This window comes from Kineococcus mangrovi (assembly GCF_041320705.1).
Taxonomy (GTDB): domain Bacteria; phylum Actinomycetota; class Actinomycetes; order Actinomycetales; family Kineococcaceae; genus Kineococcus; species Kineococcus mangrovi.
In genome coordinates this window covers 314,608-333,137 of the sequence record NZ_JBGGTQ010000003.1, presented here as the reverse complement: position 1 = coordinate 333,137, position 18,530 = coordinate 314,608, and the positions used below count along the sequence as shown (strand labels likewise).

Annotated in this window: 15 protein-coding genes; 6 read left to right on the top strand and 9 right to left on the bottom strand. The window is 76.2% G+C overall.

Going from position 1 to position 18,530, the window contains the following annotated elements:
• Nucleotides 1–36 precede the first annotated feature (36 nt).
• The 9 genes from AB2L28_RS07540 to AB2L28_RS07500 all read right to left on the bottom strand — a co-directional run bounded on the left by AB2L28_RS07540 (nt 37) and on the right by AB2L28_RS07500 (nt 11,550).
• Nucleotides 37–819, bottom strand: coding sequence for a siderophore-interacting protein (locus AB2L28_RS07540; RefSeq protein ID WP_370718135.1), 783 nt, complete (start codon nt 817–819; stop codon nt 37–39).
• A gap of 26 nt (nt 820–845) precedes the next feature.
• A complete protein-coding gene (locus AB2L28_RS07535; RefSeq protein ID WP_370718134.1) occupies nt 846–1,061 on the bottom strand; it encodes an MbtH family protein in 216 nt (71 codons plus the stop codon).
• A gap of 16 nt (nt 1,062–1,077) precedes the next feature.
• Nucleotides 1,078–2,367, bottom strand: a complete 1,290-nt coding sequence (locus AB2L28_RS07530) for a lysine N(6)-hydroxylase/L-ornithine N(5)-oxygenase family protein (protein ID WP_370718133.1) — start codon at nt 2,365–2,367, stop codon at nt 1,078–1,080.
• Complete coding sequence (locus AB2L28_RS07525; protein ID WP_370718132.1) at nt 2,364–2,918, bottom strand: isochorismatase family protein; 555 nt, start codon at nt 2,916–2,918, stop codon at nt 2,364–2,366. The genes AB2L28_RS07530 and AB2L28_RS07525 overlap by 4 nt, the downstream gene beginning before the upstream one ends.
• 29 nt (nt 2,919–2,947) lie before the next feature.
• Nucleotides 2,948–4,678, bottom strand: a complete 1,731-nt coding sequence (locus AB2L28_RS07520; protein ID WP_370718131.1) for a (2,3-dihydroxybenzoyl)adenylate synthase — start codon at nt 4,676–4,678, stop codon at nt 2,948–2,950.
• Nucleotides 4,675–6,069: an isochorismate synthase gene (locus tag AB2L28_RS07515; protein ID WP_370718130.1), complete on the bottom strand. Its 1,395-nt coding sequence runs from the start codon at nt 6,067–6,069 to the stop codon at nt 4,675–4,677. Before AB2L28_RS07515 ends, AB2L28_RS07520 begins: the two co-directional genes overlap by 4 nt.
• 526 nt (nt 6,070–6,595) lie before the next feature.
• Nucleotides 6,596–7,807 (bottom strand): MFS transporter, encoded by a 1,212-nt coding sequence (locus tag AB2L28_RS07510; protein WP_370718129.1) that lies wholly within the window; start codon nt 7,805–7,807, stop codon nt 6,596–6,598.
• A 201-nt stretch (nt 7,808–8,008) separates the two neighbouring features.
• Nucleotides 8,009–9,754: an ABC transporter ATP-binding protein gene (locus AB2L28_RS07505; protein ID WP_370718128.1), complete on the bottom strand. Its 1,746-nt coding sequence runs from the start codon at nt 9,752–9,754 to the stop codon at nt 8,009–8,011.
• On the bottom strand, nt 9,751–11,550 hold the full coding sequence (locus AB2L28_RS07500) for an ABC transporter ATP-binding protein (RefSeq protein WP_370718127.1): 1,800 nt from the start codon (nt 11,548–11,550) through the stop codon (nt 9,751–9,753). The genes AB2L28_RS07505 and AB2L28_RS07500 overlap by 4 nt, the downstream gene beginning before the upstream one ends.
• 73 nt (nt 11,551–11,623) lie before the next feature.
• Between AB2L28_RS07500 and AB2L28_RS07495 the strand changes: the two genes are divergently transcribed.
• From AB2L28_RS07495 to AB2L28_RS07470, 6 genes are read left to right on the top strand one after another with little or no spacing between them, the layout of a single operon-like run.
• Nucleotides 11,624–13,192, top strand: coding sequence for an ABC transporter substrate-binding protein (locus AB2L28_RS07495; RefSeq protein ID WP_370718126.1), 1,569 nt, complete (start codon nt 11,624–11,626; stop codon nt 13,190–13,192).
• Nucleotides 13,189–14,142, top strand: a complete 954-nt coding sequence (locus tag AB2L28_RS07490; protein WP_370718125.1) for an ABC transporter permease — start codon at nt 13,189–13,191, stop codon at nt 14,140–14,142. The genes AB2L28_RS07495 and AB2L28_RS07490 overlap by 4 nt, the downstream gene beginning before the upstream one ends.
• Nucleotides 14,139–14,954, top strand: coding sequence for an ABC transporter permease (locus AB2L28_RS07485; protein WP_370718124.1), 816 nt, complete (start codon nt 14,139–14,141; stop codon nt 14,952–14,954). Before AB2L28_RS07490 ends, AB2L28_RS07485 begins: the two co-directional genes overlap by 4 nt.
• Nucleotides 14,951–16,357, top strand: coding sequence for an ABC transporter ATP-binding protein (locus tag AB2L28_RS07480; protein WP_370718123.1), 1,407 nt, complete (start codon nt 14,951–14,953; stop codon nt 16,355–16,357). Before AB2L28_RS07485 ends, AB2L28_RS07480 begins: the two co-directional genes overlap by 4 nt.
• The gene (locus AB2L28_RS07475) at nt 16,351–16,827 is read left to right on the top strand and encodes a Fur family transcriptional regulator (RefSeq protein ID WP_370718122.1); all 477 of its coding nucleotides are present in this window, start codon (nt 16,351–16,353) and stop codon (nt 16,825–16,827) included. The genes AB2L28_RS07480 and AB2L28_RS07475 overlap by 7 nt, the downstream gene beginning before the upstream one ends.
• A 10-nt stretch (nt 16,828–16,837) precedes the next feature.
• On the top strand, nt 16,838–18,445 hold the full coding sequence (locus tag AB2L28_RS07470; protein WP_370718121.1) for an FAD-dependent oxidoreductase: 1,608 nt from the start codon (nt 16,838–16,840) through the stop codon (nt 18,443–18,445).
• The last annotated feature ends 85 nt before the right edge of the window (nt 18,446–18,530 follow it).

Here is an 18,530-nt window from a genome sequence, read left to right as displayed (position 1 = left end):
TCACGGTGTTCCTGTCTCCCGGGGGTTCCGGGGTGGTCAGTCCTCGTCGTAGTCGGCGACGCCGCGTTTCCAGTAACCGGTGACGAGGTGGTCGGAGCGGGGCAGGCCCAGGTCGTGGCGGACCCAGCGGCGCAGGGGTTTCAGGACCCCCGCCTCACCGGCGATCCAGAGGAAGGTCCGGGCGCCCCCGTCGAGCGGGAGCGAACGCAGGACCCGCTCGAAGGCACCGCCGGGGTGCACCGGGACGTCGCCGCGGTGCACCCAGCTCACCTGCACCCCGGCGGGTGCGGTCATCGGGAGTTCCTCACCCGCGTCGACCACGTCGAGCACGGCCCAGCCGGTCGCGGTGGACGGCAGGCGTTCGAGGTAACGGGCGATCTGGGGCTGGGCGGTGAGGTCCCCGGCGAACAGGAACCGGTCGAAGCCCCCGGGCAGCACCATCCCGCCGGGAGGACCCGCGACGTGGACGCGGGTCCCCGGGGCCGCGGCCACGGCCCAGTCCGAGGCCAACCCCCCGGGGTGCACGGCCAGGTCGATCCACAGTTCCCCGGCGTCGGGGTCGTGGTGGCGGACGGTGTACTCCCGCGAGGTCGGCAGCGGCCGGGGCCAGCGCAGGTCGGGTCCCTCGGGGACGGGCAGCCGCAGGCTCCCGTCGGGATCGGGGAACAGCAGGCGCACGTGCTCCTCGGGGACCCGGCTGCAGAAACCCGCGAGGTCCGCACCGCCCAGCACCACGCGCAGCAGCGACCGGTTCAGCTGTTCCCGGCGCAGCACGACGAGTCGCCGCAGGCCGACGGGGTACCCGACCTTGGTGGGCACCTCGGGCGACGCGGCGAGACCGGCCCTCACGACCGGTCGGCCATCGCCTCGCGCAGGCTCCGCGGGCGCAGGTCGGTCCAGTGCGCCTCCACGTGGGCCAGCGCGTCCTCGCGGGAACCCGGCCCGAAGACCGTGTCCCACCCGGCGGGGACGGCGGCGAACGCGGGCCACAGGGAGTGCTGGTCCTCGGCGTTGACGAGGACCAGGAAGCGGCCGTCGGGGTCGTCGAAGGGGTTGGTCACAGGTCTCTCCGTTCGGTCAGGGGACGAGGGCGGGGCGGCCGGGACGCGCGGGCGCCGAAGCGTCGGCCAGCACGGCGTCCAGCACCTCCCCCGCCCGGGGGGCGACGTTGGACAGCAGGGACGAACTCAACCCGTGGGTGTGCTCGGTGCCGCCCAGGAGGTGGATCGCCGCGGTCACGTCGTCGGTGGTGACCAGTCGGTGGTCGCGGCGCACGCGGACCCGCCCGGCGGCGTCGCGCAGGACGGACCCGGCCAGGTCCGTCAGCAGTTCCGCGGGGTCGAGGTGGTCGTACCCGGTGGCGCAGAACACCCGGTCGGCCCGGACGTGCTGCACGGCACCGGTCGTGCGTTCCCGGACCGTCACCGCGACCGCGTCGGTCGTCTCGGACACGTCCACGACCTCACTGGCGCGGTGCAGGTGCAGGCGGTGGGTCCCGGCCACGCGTTCGGCGTACTCCAGGCGGTACAGCTCCTCGATGAGGTCGAGGTCCACCACGGAGTAGTTCGTCCCCGCGTGCCGGCGCAGCAGCTCCTCGCGCACCGCCGCCGGTGCGGCGTGGAACTCCTCGACCGCCTCGGGGTCGAACACCTGGTTGGCGAACGGGCTGTCGTCGGCCGGGGAGAACCCGTAGGAGCGGAACACCGAGTGCACGTGGGCGGTGGGGAACCGCTGGTGCAGGTGGTGCACCACCTCCGCGGCGCTCTGCCCCGAACCCAGGACGACGAACACGGGTCGCTGCGCGCCGGTGGCCTCGAACTCCTCGACGTCCGGCAGGAACGTCGCGGTGTGCCGCAGCCGGTCGCTGTGGGTCAGACCCTGCGCCAGCCGCGGACGCAACCCGGTGCCGAGGGTCACCGACCGGGCGCGGGCGAGCGAACCGTCGGACAGTTCGGCCTCGACGGCGACGACCCGCCCGTCCTCGCGCACCCCGCGCAGCGCCGTGACCGACGTGCCGTAGCGGACGGGGGTGCGCACCCGGGCGGCGGCCCACTCGAGGTAGTCGTGGTACTCCAACCGCGTCGGGTAGAAGGTGCGGGCGTTGACGAAGTCCGCCAGCCGGCCCCGCTCGTGCAGGTAGCACACGAAACTCGCCGGGCTGGTCGGGTTCCGCTGGGTCACCAGGTCCTTGAGGAAGGACACCTGCAGCGTGGCCCCGGGCAGCAGCATCCCCCGGTGCCAGCCGAAGGTCGGCTGGCGCTCCACGAACAACGCCTCGAACGGGGTGGTCACCTCGTCCACGGCGAGGGCGAGGGCGAGGTTGGCGGGGCCGAGACCGACCCCGAGCAGGTCCAGGGTGCCGCTCACGCGAACACCTCGTCCACCCGGTCGGCCGACAGCACGACCCCGCAGGTGGCGCTCACCCAGCCCAGCGCCCCGTCGTGGCGGGCGCGGTCGACGTCGGCCACGGCGTCGCCGACGAGGAACGGCTGCACGTCGCCCGTGAACGCCTCGCAGGCGCTGACCTGGCGGCCGGTGCTCGCGCAGACCCCGGTGACCAGGAGCTGGTCGCGCCCGGACCGGGCCGGGTCCGCGCCGGGGGTGGAGCGGTGGGAGGCGGAGTGGCGCCGCTCGGGCAGGACGGTGTCCCCACCGCGGGGGGCGACCTCGGCCGCGGTCCCGGCGCGTTCGGGACGGCGCCCGCTCCCCCGCACCCGCCGGACGGCGGCCGGCGGCTGCGCTCGCGACGTGGGGGTGGGGGCGTCGAGGGAGTGCTCCTGCAGGTCGTGCAGGAGCAGGACGGCACGCGCGGGGTCGGGGGCCCGGTCCACCCGGGGCGCGGGCAGCTCCGCCGGCCGCGGGAGGGGGTGGTCGACGAGGGTGGGGATCGTGGTCCCGGGCAGGGTGGTGCTGGTCACGGTGGCTCCTGGGTGGACGGGGCTGCGGGTCACGCGCGGGCGCGGACGAGCTCGGCGAGGGCGGCGCGCAACCGGCGCCGGCTGGTCTTGCCCACGGCCGTGGGCGGGAAGGAGTCGAGGAGTTCCACGCGGTCGGGGACCTTGTACTCGGCCAGGCCCGCGGCCCGCACGTGCCGGCGGACGTCGCCGACGGTGGGGCTCGCACCGGGCCGGGGGACGACGAACGCGCAGGTGCGTTCGCCGAGGAACTCGTCGGGCAGGCCGACGACGGCCACGTCGTGCACCCCGGGCAGGGTGAGCAGCACGTCCTCGACCTCCTCGGCGGACAGCTTCTCCCCGCCGCGGTTGATGCGGTCGGCGTCCCGGCCCTCCACGACGAGGTTCCCGTCGGGACGGCGGCGGACGAGGTCACCGGTCCGGTAGAACCCGTCGGCCGTGAACGCGGTGCGGTTGTGCGCCTCGGCCGAACCGTCGGCCGCGACGTACCCGCGGATCGTGTACGGGCCGCGGGTGAGGAGGAACCCGGGTTCACCGTCGGGGACGTCACGGTCCTGCTCGTCCACGACGCGGATCTCGTCCCGCGGGCTGAGCGGGCGGCCCTGGGTGGTGAGGACGACGTCGTCGGGGTCGTCCAGGCGGGTGTAGTTCACCAGCCCCTCGGCCATCCCGAACACCTGCTGCAACCGGGCCCCGAGGAGTTCCTGCACGCGGCGGGCCAGTTCGGGGGTGCACTTGGCCCCGCCGACACCGACCACCCGCAGCGACGACAGGTCGGGCGCGCCGGCACCGGTACCGCGCTCGTCGGCACGGGCCTCCGCGGCCGCGGTCCACAGCAGGGCCAACGGCGGGACCAGGGAGGTGTGCGTGACGCCCTCGCGGGCGATGAGCTCGAACGCGGCCGCCGGGGACGGGTCGGCGGCCAGGACGACCGTGCCTCCGGCGCACCAGGTGCCCAGGATCCCGGGGGAACTCATGGGGTAGTTGTGCGCGACCGGGAGCACGACGAGCATCACGCTGTCCGGCGTCAAGCCGCAGAGCCGGGCGCTCTCCGAGACGGTGTACGCGTAGGTCCCCCCGGTCCGCGGGATGAGCTTGGGCAGACCGGTGGTGCCCCCGGACAGCTGCAGGAACGCCGTCGCGGCGGGTCCGGGCGGGGCGGGCAACGCGGCCTCGGCGGCCTGCACGTCGTCCACCGCCACCTCGGCGAGGTCTGCGAACTCCTGCGCCACCCCGGCGACCAGCACGGTCCGCACGGCGCTGTCGTCGGCGGTCGTCAGGTCGCGCGCCAGGTCACGGTGGTCGCAGGCCGCCCGCCCGCTGCCGGTGACGTCGGCGGTGACGAAGACCTCGGCGCCGCTCGTCCGGGCCACGTGGCGCAGTTCGCCGGAGCGGTGCGCCGGCAGGGCGAAGACGGGCCGGGCGCCGAGCCGGAACGACGCCAGGACCAGGACGGCGAACTCGGCCCGGTTGGGCAGCTGCACGAGCACGGGGTCGCCGGGGGCCGTGCCGGACCGCAGCAGGCCGGCCGCGGTCCGCACCGCACGATCGCGCAGCTCGGCGTAGGACCAGCGGACGTCGTGGCCGTGGGCGTCGGAGGCGACCAGCGCGAGCGCCCCGGGCCGTTGCTGCGCGCTGCGGTCGAACTGGCCCCACAGCGTCTGCTCCCACGACGCCTGCTCCCACGACGCCTGCTCCCACGACGCCTGCTCCCACGACGCCGGGTCCACCGGCGCGGTGCTCCCGGTCGCGGTGGTCCTCACGCGCCCACCCCCAGCGCCGCGAGGGAGGTCCGGAACTTCGCGGCCGTCTCGGCGACCTCGGCGTCGGGGTCGGACGCGGCGACGATGCCGGCGCCGGCGAACAGGGTCACCGTGCGGTCGTGGACCTCGGCGCACCGGATGGTGACCGCCCACTCCCCGTCCCCGTCGGCGTCGCACCAGCCGACGGCACCGGTGAAGTACCTGCGGTCGAACGGTTCGAGGTCGCCGATGAGCCGGCGCGCGGCGTCCACGGGGACCCCGCACACCGCCGGGGTCGGGTGCAGGGCAGCCAGCAGGTCCAGCGAGGTCGTGCTGGAGGAGGCGAGCACACCGGTCACGGGGGTGGCCAGGTGCCACAGCGTGGCGCTGCTGCGCAGTTCCGGGACGGCGGGCACGTCGAGGTCCCGGCACCAGGGCGCCAGGGCGCCGCGGACGGCGTCGGCGACGACGGCGTGCTCGGTCAGGTCCTTGGCCGAGCTCAGCAGGGCGCGAGCGCGGCGGGCGTCCTCGGCGGGGTCCTCGCAGCGCGGCGCCGAACCGGCCAGCGGGCACGCGGTGACGGTGTCGCCGTGGCGGGCCAGCAGGAGTTCGGGGCTGGCCCCCACCAGAGTGCGCGGACCGCCGCCCGGCTCGTCGCGGGCAGGGTCGCGGGGCAGGTCGACGGCGTACACGAACGCGTCGGGGTCCGCGGACAGCAACCGGGTCAGCAGCACCCGGACGTCGACGGGGGCGGGGGTCCTGGCCCGCAGGGTGCGGCTGAGCACGACCTTGCGCAGGTCGTCGTCCTCGGCGCGCAGGCGCAGGAGGGCGGTGGCGACGGCGTGCGCGTAGTCGGCCTCTCCCGGGTGCGGGACCAGGTCGACGAGATCGGCGGGCAGCCCGGCGGTGACGTTCCCGACGGTTCCGGCAGCTCGGTGCACCGTGTCCGGGATGCGGAGCGCCGCGGGGGTTCCGGGACCGAAGGGCAGCGCGCCCAGGGCGATGCCGGGGCCACCGTGGTCACGGTCGTGACGCAGGGCAGACGTCGTCGACGCGCTCAGGCCGGGACCGATGCCCTCGGCGCTGGAGAGTTCACGGCGGGTTCCCGTCCCGAGGTGGTGGCGCCGGTCGGCCGAGAACCACACCGAGCCGTCGCGGTAGTCGGCGAGGAGTCGGCCGGCGTCTCCCGCGGGCCGAGGGGCGCGGGTCGGTCCCGGCGCGGGTGTTCCGGCTGGTGTCGGTGCTGGTCCGGTGAGGGGCATGACGCTCCAGGAGTAGGGCGGTCGGTCGCGCAGCGGGGCGCCGTCGTCGACGAGCAGGTCGGTGAGGGCGGTGTGCCGGGCCGCGTCGGCGGACGGGGACCCGACGGCCCCGGCCACGGGACGGGCCGCGCACCCCGGGGGGGCGCCCACCCGACAAGCCCGCGGAACCCCGCGCGGACGGTCCTGGCGGCACCGTCCAGCGCGTCGCCGTCCCGGTCGACCGGGACGAGGGGGGACACCGCCGGGCGAGCACGTCGGCCACGGCGGAACCGGCGGCTCCGACGACGCCCGTCACGACCGCACCCCCTCCCTCGCTCACGAGGTAGAAGGCTAGGCTTACCTCACTGACCACCGTCAAGCCGAGGCGACATGACCTGCGTCTCACTCCCCGCCGCCGCAGACCTCACCTCCCGGGCCGCGGCGCCGGACCCGCCCGCACCCGACGGGAACGCGCGCGACGCGCTGTGCGCGAACAGGTTCGCGCTCGCTCGCACGCCGCCTCGCGCGGTTCTCCCCGCCGGCCTCGACGCGGGACCCGCCGAGGCCACCGTCGACGAGACCCTCGACCCGACCCGCGGGGAAGCGGACCCGGGGCCCGGCCCGGCCCGGCCCGGACGAGGAGCTGTTCGGCGCCCACGACGGGCGCGGCGCGGGGCGGGGAACTCCCGGCGGCGCGTCAGACGGTGGCCCGCTGCGCCCGGGCGCACACGGCCGCGAGCGCCACCACACCGGCCAGCAGGAGGAACCCCCCACCGAGGGAGGAGGCCGCGGCGACGGCTCCGAGCACGACGGGGCTGACGGTCGAGCCGAGACCCTTGGCGACGGAGTCGGCGGCCGTGACGCTGCCGCGCAGGTCCGGGTGCCGGCCGACGAGGACGGCCGGGCTCAACGGCATGAGCACCCCCAGCACGGTGCCGAGGCCGACGAGGAGCGCGAGCAGGAGCGCCACCGCCCCGTTCCCGCGGCCCCCGACGACGAGGGCCAGCAGCGCGCAGGCGACCGGCAGGACGGGGTAGGCGCGGCGGAACAGGTCCTCGGCGCTGCGGCGGCCGAGCACGACCTGGTTCGCGCTCGCCCCCAGGAACACCCCGGCCGGGATCATCACCGACAGCGCGACGCGCTGCGCCAGCGGCGGGTCGAGCTCCTGGGCGAGCAGGCTCACGGCGTAGTGGGTGGCCTGGATCGCCCAGCCGACGCCCGCCGCGGCCAGCAGCAGCGCCGCCGTCCGCGGGACCCGCAGCGCCACCGACGCCTCCCGCACGACGGTCCGCAGCCCGGCCCGGGCCGCGGGACCCCCGACGTGGGACCGCACCGGGGGCATCCGGCGCACGGTGAGGGGGGTCAGCGCCAGGACGAGGAGCCCGTAGGCGACCACCGTCCACGACCACACCTCGGGCGCGCCCAGCCCGGCGGCGGCGGCGCCGAGGCCGAGACCGGCGACGGCGCCCAGGCTCGTGAAGGTCTGCAGGACCGAGAACCCGCGGTCCCGCCCGCCGGGGTCGTCGCGGTGGGCGTCGGCGACGACGACGGCCGCGCACAGGACGAGCGCGCTGTTGGCGACGCCGGACAGCACGCGGGCCAGGAGGATCCCGGCGTACCCCGGTTCCAGCAGCAGCGCGGCGGACAGGAGCACGTTGGCGGTGACCGCCACCGGCAGCACCCGGCGGGGCGCGACGAGGTCGACGACCGGGCCCAGGACGGCCGTCGCGACGGCGGCGGCCGCGGCGTAGACGCCGACCGTCAGCCCGACCTGCCCGACGCTCAGGTCGAGCCGCTCCCCCAGCACCACCGACACCGGGGTGAACCCGAGCTGGGAGACGGGCGACAACGCGACGAGCAACCCCGGCAGGACCCCGACGCGACGACGGGGACGGGGTTTGCGGGGCACGGTCCCGAGCGTAGGGCGCCGGGCACCCGGTCAGGTCCGGGTCGTCGCGGGACCGCGAGGAGGCCGTGCCGGTCGCGCCGAACCGGCCGCTCAGCGCACCCCGACGACACGACCCGCGAGCGCGGGGTCGAGCGTTCGTCGCCGGCCGGGGACGTTCCGGGGACGTTCGGGGAGCGGCGAGGTCGGGCGCGGTGGGGCGGCTCACGGCGCAGCGCTCCTGGTCCGGGTGCCCAGGCGCCAGCCGCCGGAGCGGCGGTCGGCGTCCAGCAGCCTGCGGTAGGGCCCGGGCACCCCGGCGAGTTCCCCCGGGGCTCCCGCCGCGGCGAGCCGGCCCCCGTCCAGCACGAGGACGTGGTCGGCCTCGGCGACCTGCCCGACGCGGTGGGTGACCAGGAGCACCGACCGTTCGCGCGCCAGTTCCCGGGCCGTGGCCCGGACGACGGCTGCGCTGATCCCGTCCAGCGCCGAGGTCGGTTCGTCGAGCACGACGACGGGGGCCGGTTTGAGCACGGTCCGCGCCAGGGCCACCCGTTGGCGCTGCCCGCCGGAGAGCTGGGCACCGCCCGGTCCCACCGGGCTGTCCCACCCCTGCGGCAGCCCGGCGACCAGTTCGGTGAGCCCGGTCAGCTCCGCGGCCCGGTCCAGGTCGGCGGTGCCGGCGTCCGGTGCACCGACGCGGACGTTGTCGGCCAGGGTCCCGGCGAACAGGTGCACGTCCTGGGAGGCGTAGCTGACGAGGTCGACGAGGTCCTCGTCGGGGATCTGACGCACGTCGACGTCACCGATGCTGACACCGCCGGCGGTGACGTCGAGCGCGCGCTGCACCAGCCCGACCAGCGTCGACTTGCCCGCCCCCGACGGGCCCACCACGGCGGTGAGCCCGGGGTGCGGCAGCGTCGCCGAGACCTCGTGCAGCACGGTGTTCCCCGCGACCTGCACGGACACGTCCCGGAAGGCGATCCGGTGCCCGGACGGTCGTGCCGGTGCGGTCGGCGCCGGGAGGGCGGGTTCGGCCAGCACCTCCTCCACCCCGGCGAGGGCGTTGGACGCCAGCCGCAGCGAGGCCCCCGTCTCACCGACGGTGCCCAGCGGTTCCAGCGCCCGCACCACGAGGACGAGCAGCCCGGGGACGAGCACGGCGTCCACCACCTCCCCCGTGGCGAGCAGGACCACGACGGCGAGCAGGACGAGCAGGGCGGTCCGCACGGCGGCCGCGGTGGCCAGCAGCGCGGGGGTGCCCCGCAGCAGCAGGCGACGGTCCGCGTCGTGCTCGGCGACCAGCGCCGCGTCCAGCTGCCCCAGCCCGTGGGCGTCCCGGCCCGTGCTGCGCAGGACGGGTTGCAGCCGGGCGAACTCCAGGACCCGGCTGGACGCCTCGGCGCGGGCGCCGTCGCGGGCGGCGTCGAAGCGCTCGACCGCCCGGGTGCTCCAGCGCAGGACGGGGACGACGAGCAGCCCGCACGCCAGGGCGACCAGGCCCAGCCGCCACTGCACGACCAGCAGGCCCAGCACGACGGTGGCGGGCACCACGACGGCGTCGACGAGCGGGCGCACGAGGTGCGCGGGCACGCTCATGAGGGCCGGGACGTTGCGTCCCGCCACCTGGCTGAGCGCACCGGTGCGCGCCGGGGTGAAGAAGGCCAGCGGCAGCCGCAGCAACGCGTCGGCGAGCTCGTGGTGCACGCCGGCCGACAGCCGGGCACCGACGGAGAAGGCCGCGGCCTGGGTGCGGGCCCGGACGGCGGCGAAGACGGCGGACGCCAGCAGCAGGGCCGCGAGCCACCACCACGCGGCACCGGTGTCCCCCTCGACCAGGGCCTGCAGCAGGGGCAGGAGGGCCAGGGCGGCCAGTCCCTGGGCGAACGCGGCGACGGCGAACCCGGTGATGACGCGCCGCAGGTCCCGTCGGTGCTGCGGGGGCAGGACGGCGAGGAGTCGGGTGATCACGGCGTCCCCCCGGTGGTCGGTCCCTGCTGGCTGCGCCACAACCGCGCGTAGGCGCCGTCGGCGGCCAGCAGGTCCTCGTGGCGGCCGCGCTCGACGACGCGACCGGCGTCCAGGACCACGATCTGGTCGGCGCCGGTGGTGGTGGCCAGCCGGTGCGCGACCACGAGCACGCTGCCGCCCCCGTCCATCCGCTCGCCGACGAGCGCGGACAGCGCGTCCTGCACCGCGGCCTCCGCCTCGGGGTCGGCCGCGGACGTCGCCTCGTCGAGGACGACGAGGTCGTTGTCCCCCAGCAGGGCGCGGGCGATCGAGACGCGCTGGGCCTCCCCCCCGGACAGGACGACGTCCTGACCCACGACCGCGTCGTAGCCCTGGGGCAGGCGCGAGATGCGCTCGTCGATCTGCGCCACCCGGGCGGCGGCCCTGACCTCGTCCAGGGTGGCCTCGGGGCGGCCGAGACGGATGTTGTCGGCGAGGCTCGCCCGCAGGAGCTGGACGTCCTGCAGGACGAGCCCGACGCGGCGCAGCAGGTCGCGCGAGGTCGTGTCCCGCACGTCGACGCCCCCGACGCGGATCGCGCCGGCGTCGACGTCGTGGAAGCGGGCCAGCAGGGAGACCAGGGTCGACTTGCCCGCGCCGGAGGCGCCGACCAGCGCGGTGAGGGTGCCGGGGGCCAGGTCGAGGTCGACGCCGTCGAGGGCGGGCCGGTCGGCCCCGGGGTGGGTGAAGCGGACCTGCTCGAAGCGGACGGCGGACCCGCGCGGCGAGGTGGCCGGGCCGGGGGGTTCGGCCAGCGGCTCCTGGGCGAACAGCTCGTCGATGCGGACGGCGGCATCGCGCGCGGCGGTGATCTGCTGGACCCGCCCCCCGACGGCGGCCACGGGGGCGGTGACGGCCGGGGCCAGCAGGAGCGGCAGCACCAGGTCGAGGGGGTCGGCGTACCCGGTGCTCACCAGCACCGTCCCCGCGGTGGCGACCGCGGCCAGCACGACGACCGGTGACAGGACGATCTGCGAGGCCGCGGTCACGGCGGTGGTGGCGCGCACCCAGCCGGAGAAGAAGGTGGCGAAGTCGTCGGCAGCGGCGGTGTAGGCGGCGTGCGCGGCACGACCCCGTCCGAACGACTTGACCGTCCGGATGCCCTGCACGAACTCCGCGACGGCCGACCCCGTGGCCGCCGCCGCCGTTCCGAACTCGGCCATCCGGGCCCGGCCGCCGGACATCGCACGGGCGAACAACCAGCTGCCCAGCACCAGCAGAGCCACCGTCAGCACCGCCAGGCGCCAGTCGACGACGGCGAGCAGGACGACGGCGACCACGGTGGTCACGGCGAGGTTCACGACGTCGAGCAGCGTGTGGGCGATGAGCACGTGGACGGCGGCGACGTCGCCGTGCAGCGCCCGCTCGACCGCACCGGCGCCGCGGCTGGTGGTCCACCCCAGCGGCAGGCGGCCCACGTGGCGGGCCAGGTCGCGGCGCACGCGCAACTGGTGGTCGTTGTCGGCCAGGTGCGTCAGGACGGTCGCCAGCTCGGCGAGCAGCAGGGCGCCCAGCGCTCCTCCCGCCGCCACGAGCAGAGCCCCCCACAGTCGGTCGGTGCCGAGCTCGGCCGGGGTGCCGGCCGCCAGGGCGGTGCGGGCGACGTCGGCGAGGGCGACGAAGGGCACGACCCCGAGGACCGATCCGACCGCCTGCGCGACAACGGCTCCCGCCAGTCGCGGTCGTTCCGCACGCAGGTGGGCGGCCAGCCCGGGGGTCGGTGGCGGTGGTCCGGTCTGCACCGTGGTTGCCGTCATGGCACTTGATGATACTGATTATCAGTCTGCTACGGTCCGGCCGACCCCGCCAATCCTCTTGGAGGTTCCCCTCGTGCGCACGTCCCCCACCCGCCGGCACCTGCTCCTCGGCGGCGGCCTCACGGCCCTGACCGGAACGACGCTGCTCACGGGGTGCTCCGGCGAGACCGGACCGGCGAACTCCCCGTCGGGCTCGGACGCGTCCTCCCCCACCACCGGCGGGACGCTGCGGGCCGCGTTCGTCGGCGGCGGCGCCGCGGAGACCCTGAACTACTTCAAGGGCCCGACCTCCGTCGACTACGTCCGGGCCCGGGCCGCCCACGGCGCTCTGGGGGTCCTCGACCCCGAGGCCGAGGACGGGGTGCGCTACCTGCTGCTGGAGGGGATCGACGCCGCCCCCGACCTGTCCAGCTACACCCTGCGGGTCCGCCCCGGCCTGACGTTCACCGACGGCAGCCCGGTCACCGCCACCGACGTCCTGTACTCCCTGCAGGCCGCGACCACCCTCGGCGCACTGCCGTTCCTGCTGCCCCCCACCCGGTTGTTCACCCTCGACGCCGCGCAGGTGACCGACGAGAACACCCTCGTCCTGCCGACCGCCGCCCCCATCGCCGACGGCCGGGAAGTGCTGTGCCAGAGCACGTTGGTCATCAAGGACGGCACGACCGACTTCACCGTGGACACCCCCACCTGCGGCCCCTTCCGGCTCACCTCCTTCGAGGCCGGGCAGGGCGCGGCCTACGAACGCCACGACGGGTGGACGGTCGACGGCGGCGCGAAGCTCGACGGCCTGGAGATCCTCACGATCGCCGACTCCGCGGCACGCTCGAACGCCCTCACCGGCGGACAGGTCGAGTACGCCGACGGGTTGTCCCCCGTGTCGGCGCGCACCCTGTCGAACCAGGACGGCATCACGACGACGACGTCGGAGGTCCCGTACGTGACGCCGATCGTGTTCGCCCTGAACGCCGCCACCGTCCCGGAGTTCGGCGACGTCCGCGTGCGCCGGGCGTTCAAGCTCGCCGCCGACCGCCAGGCGATGGTCGACAGCGTCCTCTACGGCGCCGGTGTCGTCGGCAACGACCTGCCCGCCATCGGTTTCCCGGGGTACGCCGGGGACCTCGAGCAGCGTGAGCACGACCCCGAGCAGGCCCGAGAACTGCTCGCGCAGGCCGGCGCGGACGGGATGTCCGTCACGTTCACGACCGGACCGGAGATCAGCGGGATGCTGGAGACCGCGACGCTGTACGCCGAGAACCTGCGCGGGATCGGTGTCGACGTCACCCTCGACGAGCGCGCCCCCGGGCAGTTGTTCAGCGACCCGAACTACTTCACGCTGCCGATGACGACGAGCTACTCCCCGCCCCAGCCGCTGTTCCTGGCCTCGGCGTCGGGGTCGGCCGGTTCTCCCGCGGCGTTCGGGTACGCCGACCCGCAGGCCGACGCCCTGTTCGCGCAGGCCCGTTCGACGGCCGACGCCGCGGAACGCGCGTCGCTGCTCGAACAGGCCCAGCGGCTGCGGTGGGAGAACGGGAACACCGTGATCCCGGTGTTCACCCGGACCGTCAGCGCGCAGAGCAGTTCGGTCACCGGCATCGGCGTGGCGAACTTCACCGACTTCTCCTCGGCCACGGTGCGGTGAGCTGGGTCCGCCTCCTCCTGGGCCGGGTGCTCGGCGCGGCGGGCGTCCTCCTCGCCCTCTCGGTGCTCGTGTTCGCCGCCACCGACGTGCTGCCGGGTGACGTCGTCGCCCGGCTGGCCGGCCCGACGGCCACGGCCGGCGAGCGCGCGGGGATCCGGACCGAGCTCGGCCTGGACCGCCCGGTGGCGGTCCGGTACCGGGACTGGGCCACGGACACCCTGCGGGGGGACCTGGGGACGTCGTTCGTCGGAGGTCGGCCCGTCGCCGAGGTCCTCGCGGCGCGCCTGCCCGCGAGCGCCCTGCTGGCCGCGCTGTCCCTGGTCCTGGCCACGGCCGTCGCCGTGGCGGCGGGGCTGTCCGCGGGGATGCGCCCGGGCAGCGCGACCGACCGGCTGGTCTCGACGGTCGCCCGGGTGGTGGTGGGGGTTCCGGAGTTCCTCGCCGCGACCGTCCTGCTGCTGGTGCTGGCCACGTGGGCGGGGTGGTTCCCGCGGGTTTCGCTGGTACCGCTGGGCAGTTCGCCGGTCGCGGACCCGCGGGTCCTGGTGCTGCCGGTGCTGAGCCTGTCCCTGACGGCGGCGGCGGTCGGTGTGCGGATGGTGCGGGCGAGCGTCGTGGACGTCGTCACGACCCCGTACGTGGACGCCGCGCGGCTGGCCGGTGTGCGCGGGTGGCGGCTGGGGCTCCGGCACGTCCTGCCGGGCGCCGTCGCTCCGCTGGTGCAGGTGGTCGCGGTGACCGCGGTGGGGTCCCTGGGTGGGGCCGTCGTCGTGGAGACCCTCTTCGACTACCCCGGCATCGGGCGGGAACTGCAGCAGGCCGTGCTCAACCGGGACGTGCCGCTGGTCCAGGGGACGGTGCTGGCGTTGAGCGCGGCCGGTCTGGTCGTGCTCCTGGTGGGAGACGTCGTAGCCAGGGTGCTGGACCCGCGCGCGGGGTCGTCCCGGTGAGCCGGGCGAGGCGCACGGCGACGGCCCTGCTCGTCGTGGGCACCGTCGTCCTGGTCGCCGGGGCGCTGACCGGGCCGTGGTGGTCCCCGGGGTCGCCGACTGCGCCTCGGGGCCTGCCGTACCTGCCCCCCGGCGACACCTCCGGGGAGGGGTTGGCGCTGGGCACCGACGGCATCGGCCGCGACGTCTGGGCCCGGGTGCTGCACGGGGGGCGCGACGTCGTCCTGGTGGCCCTCGGGGCGACGGCGGTGTCGGGGCTGCTGGCCCCGGTGCTGGGGACCGCGGCGGCGATGGCGGGCCGACGGTCCGGCGAACTGCTCGTCCGGGTGCTGGACGTCGTGACGGTCGTCCCGGCGCTGCTGGTGCTGCTCGTCCTGGCCACGGGGTGGCCGGGCAGCCCGTGGGCCCTGGTGGTGGGGATCGCGGTAGTGAGCGTGCCCTACTCGACCCGCATCGTCCGGGCCGCCGTGACCTCGGTGCTGCGCACGGGGTTCGTCGAGGTGGCACGGGCCCGCGGCGACTCGGCCCGGGCGGTGTTCCGGTACGACCTCCTGCCGTCGGTGGCCCGTCCGCTGCTGACCGACACCGCGATCCGCTTCGTCGCCGCGCTGCACCTGAGCGCGACCGCGGGGTTCCTCGGGCTGGGGCGCGGGGCGCCGGCACCGAACTGGGGGCGGATGGTGTCCGACGACCTCCCGGGCATCGAGCTGAACCCGTTCGCGGTCCTGGTCCCCGCGGCGCTGCTCGTCGCGTCGTCGCTGCTGGTGGGGACCCTGGCCGACACCGTCGCGGACCGGGTGGGTCGGGGGTGAGCGACCACGTGGTCCAGGTGCGCTCCCTGTCGATCCGTTCCGCGGCGGGCGCCCACCTCCTGGACGCGGTCGACCTCGCGGTGGCGCCCGGGGAGGTCGTGGGGTTGGCGGGGACGTCCGGTTCCGGCAAGACGACGCTGGCCAGGGCCCTGCTGGGCGATGTGCGCCCGGGGCTGGAGCGCACCGGGGGGTCGGTGGTGGTCGCCGGGCACGACCCGTTCCGTCCCCGCGGACGGGACGCCCTGCGCGGACGGCGGGTGACGTACCTGGGGCAGGACCCCGCCGCCGGGCTCAACCCCGCGCGCCGGGTCGGTGACCTGGTGGGCGAACTCGTCCGCCTGCGCACCGGTGCGGCCCGCGGGGAGGTGCACACCCGGGTGCACGCCCTGTTCGACCTCGTGGGCCTGCCGACCGACCGGGGTTTCCTGCGCCGCCGGCCGCACGAGGTCTCCGGCGGGCAGGCCCAACGGGTGGCGCTGGCCTCGGCCCTCGCGGGGGACCCGGACCTGCTGGTGCTCGACGAACCCACGAGCGGGCTGGACCCCGTGCTGGTCGACCGGGTCGGGCGGCTCGTCGCCGGCCGGGTGCGCGGTGGCGACGGGCGCGCGGCGCTGGTCGTGAGCCACGACGCGCGGTTCCTGGCGAGCACCGCCGACCGGGTGGTGCACCTCGAGCGCGGCCGGGTCGTCCCCGCGCCGGCGGTTCCTCGACCCGTCGCTGCAGAACGGGTCTCGGCGTCGTCCGAACAGGTCCTGAGGGTGGTCGTGACGGCGGGGCACGGGCGTGGGCCGGTCCTGGACGGAGCGGAGCTGTCGGTGGCGGCCGGGGAGTGCGTGGCGGTCACCGGGCCCTCGGGGTCGGGCAAGAGCACCTTCCTGCGCGCCCTGGCCGGGCTGCACCCCGACGCGCGCGGCACCCTGCACCTCGCCGGCCGCCCCCTCCCCTGGCCGGCCGGCCGGCGGGGGCCGGACCGGCGGGCCGTCGCCCTCGTCGCCCAGGACTCCGCCTCGGCGCTGAACCCCCGCGAGAGCGTGCGCACCTCGCTGTCGCGGCCGCTGCGGGGCCTGGACCCGCGAGCCGTCGAGCAGGAGGTCGCCCGGCTGCTGGAGCGGGTGCGGTTGTCGCCGGACGTCCTGGACCGCCGGTCCCCGCAGTTGTCCGGTGGCCAGCGCCAGCGCGTGAACCTGGCCCGGGCCCTGGCCGCCGGCCCCCGGGTCCTGCTGTGCGACGAGGTGACGTCGGCGCTGGACGAGCGGACGGCGAGCGCCGTCCTGGACCTGCTGGCCGGTCTGCGCGCCGACCTCGGCCTGGCCGTCGTGCTCGTCACCCACGACCTCGAGGTCGCGAGGCGCAGCGCCGACCGGGTGCTGCGCGTGCACGAGGGACGGTTCGCACCGTGCTGAGCGCTCCCGCGGACGGGTCCCCGCAGCGGACCGAGGTGCTCGAGCTGCTGCGGGGGTCGACCACGTTCCTGTCCGCGCGCGCGGTGCACCGCAGGTTGCGGGCGCAGGGGTCGGGCATCGGGCAGTCGACGGTGTACCGGGTCGTCCAGGCCCTGGCCCGGGACGGGCTGCTGGACGTCGTCCGCGCCCCTGGGCGCGAGGCGGTCTACCTGCCCTGCAGCAGTTCCCGGCACCACCACGTCCGGTGCGATGCGTGCGGGCGGGCCGTGGAGGTGGCTGCGCCGGAGGTCCAGCGGTGGGCGCACGACGTGGCGGCCGAGCACGGGTTCGCGGTGTCGCAGGTGGTGGTGTCGCTGACCGGGCGGTGCGACCGGTGCCCGCTCGGGGAAACGCCGGCGGCACGGCCCGACCACCGGTCCGGCGTTGCCGGACCGGCAACGCCGGACCCGTCGTGCGCAGAACCCGCCTAGCGTTCCGGTCATGACCTCGAACGACCCCGCAGAACGCGGGACCACCACGCCCCCGGCCTTCACCCGCGCGTGCGACGTCGCCGTCATCGGCGGTTCGGCCGCGGGCCTGGCCGCTGCGCTGCAACTGGTCCGCCAGCGCCGATCGGTCCTCGTCGTGGACGACGGCACCCCCCGGAACGCCCCGGCCACGCACGTGCACGGTTTCCTCGGCCACGAGGGCGTGCCGCCGGGAGAACTGCTGGCGAAGGGCCGGGAGGAGGTGCGCAGCTACGGCGGGGAGATCCTCACCGGGCGCGTGCTGGGGGTCCGCGCGGAGGCCGACGGCAGGTTCCACCTGGACCTGACGGGCGGGAGCGGGCTGCGCGCCCGCCGGGTCCTGGTCGCCACCGGCATCGTCGACGAACTGCCCGACATCCCCGGCCTGGCGCAGCGCTGGGGCCGGCAGGTCGTCCACTGCCCCTTCTGCCACGGCTACGAGGTCCGGGACCGACGCGTCGTCCAGGTCGTCACCTCACCGGTGGGGTTGCACCCCACGTCCCTGGTGCGGCACCTGACCGACCGCCTCACCGTCGTCCTGCACGACGGTGCGGGTCTGGACCGCGCCGCGGTCGGTGCGGTGGCCGCCTCGGGGGTCCCGGTGCTCGAGTCCGCCGTGACCCGTGTCGGCGACGGCCCGGACGGCGCCCTCGTCGTGGAGCTGGCCGTCGGGACGTCGTTGCCGGCCGACGCCGTGCTGGTCGGGACCCGCTTCTCCCCCCGCACGGCGGTGCTCGACGGTCTCGGGGTGGACACCGCCCCGCACCCCAGCGGTCTGGGCGACGTGCTCGTCGCCGACCCGACGGGCCGCACCGGCGTGGCCGGCGTCTTCGCCGCCGGCAACGTCACCGACCCCGGCCTGCAGGTCCTGCCGGCGGCGGCGAACGGGAGCTGGGTGGGCGCGCAGATCGCGTTCGACCTGGCGGGCGAGGACGTCGCCGCCGGCGTCCGCCCCTCGGCCGCGCAGGTCGAGTGGGACGAGCGGTACGGCGACGCCGACCGCGTCTGGAGCGCCAACCCCAACGGCACGCTGGTCGCCGAGGTCACCGGGACGGCCCCCGGCCGGGCGCTGGACGTCGGCGCCGGCGAGGGCGCGGACGCGTTGTGGCTCAGCGAGAACGGCTGGGAGGTCACCGCCTCCGACGTCTCCGACCGGGCCCTGGCCCGCCTCCGGGACGAGGCCGCCCGCCGCGGGACCCGCGTGGAGACGCTGCACCGCGACGCCGACGACGCGGCCGGCTACGACGGTCGGACGTACGACCTGGTGAGCCTGCAGTACGGCTCGTTCCTCCGGACGCCGGAGCAGCGTGCACTGCGGAACCTGCTCGACGCGGTCGCCGTCGGGGGGACCCTGCTCGTCGTCGGGCACGCACCGCACCGGGCCGGCGAACCGGTCGACCCCGCCGAGCGGACGGTCCTGTGGGACGCGCAGGCGTACGTGGGGATCGACGAGATCGCCGCGGCCGCGGCGGCGTCCGGGCGGTGGCGCGTGGAGGTGCACGAGACCCGCCCGCGACCTGCCGGAGCGGTCAGCTCCCACCACGTCGAGGACGTGGTGTTCCGCGCCGTCCGGACCGCCTGAGCCCGCGCGTGAGGACCCACCCCTGCGCCGGGGTGGGCCGACGGCCCGTCGGCGGGCCCGGTCCAGGGCCTCCTGCACGCGAGGG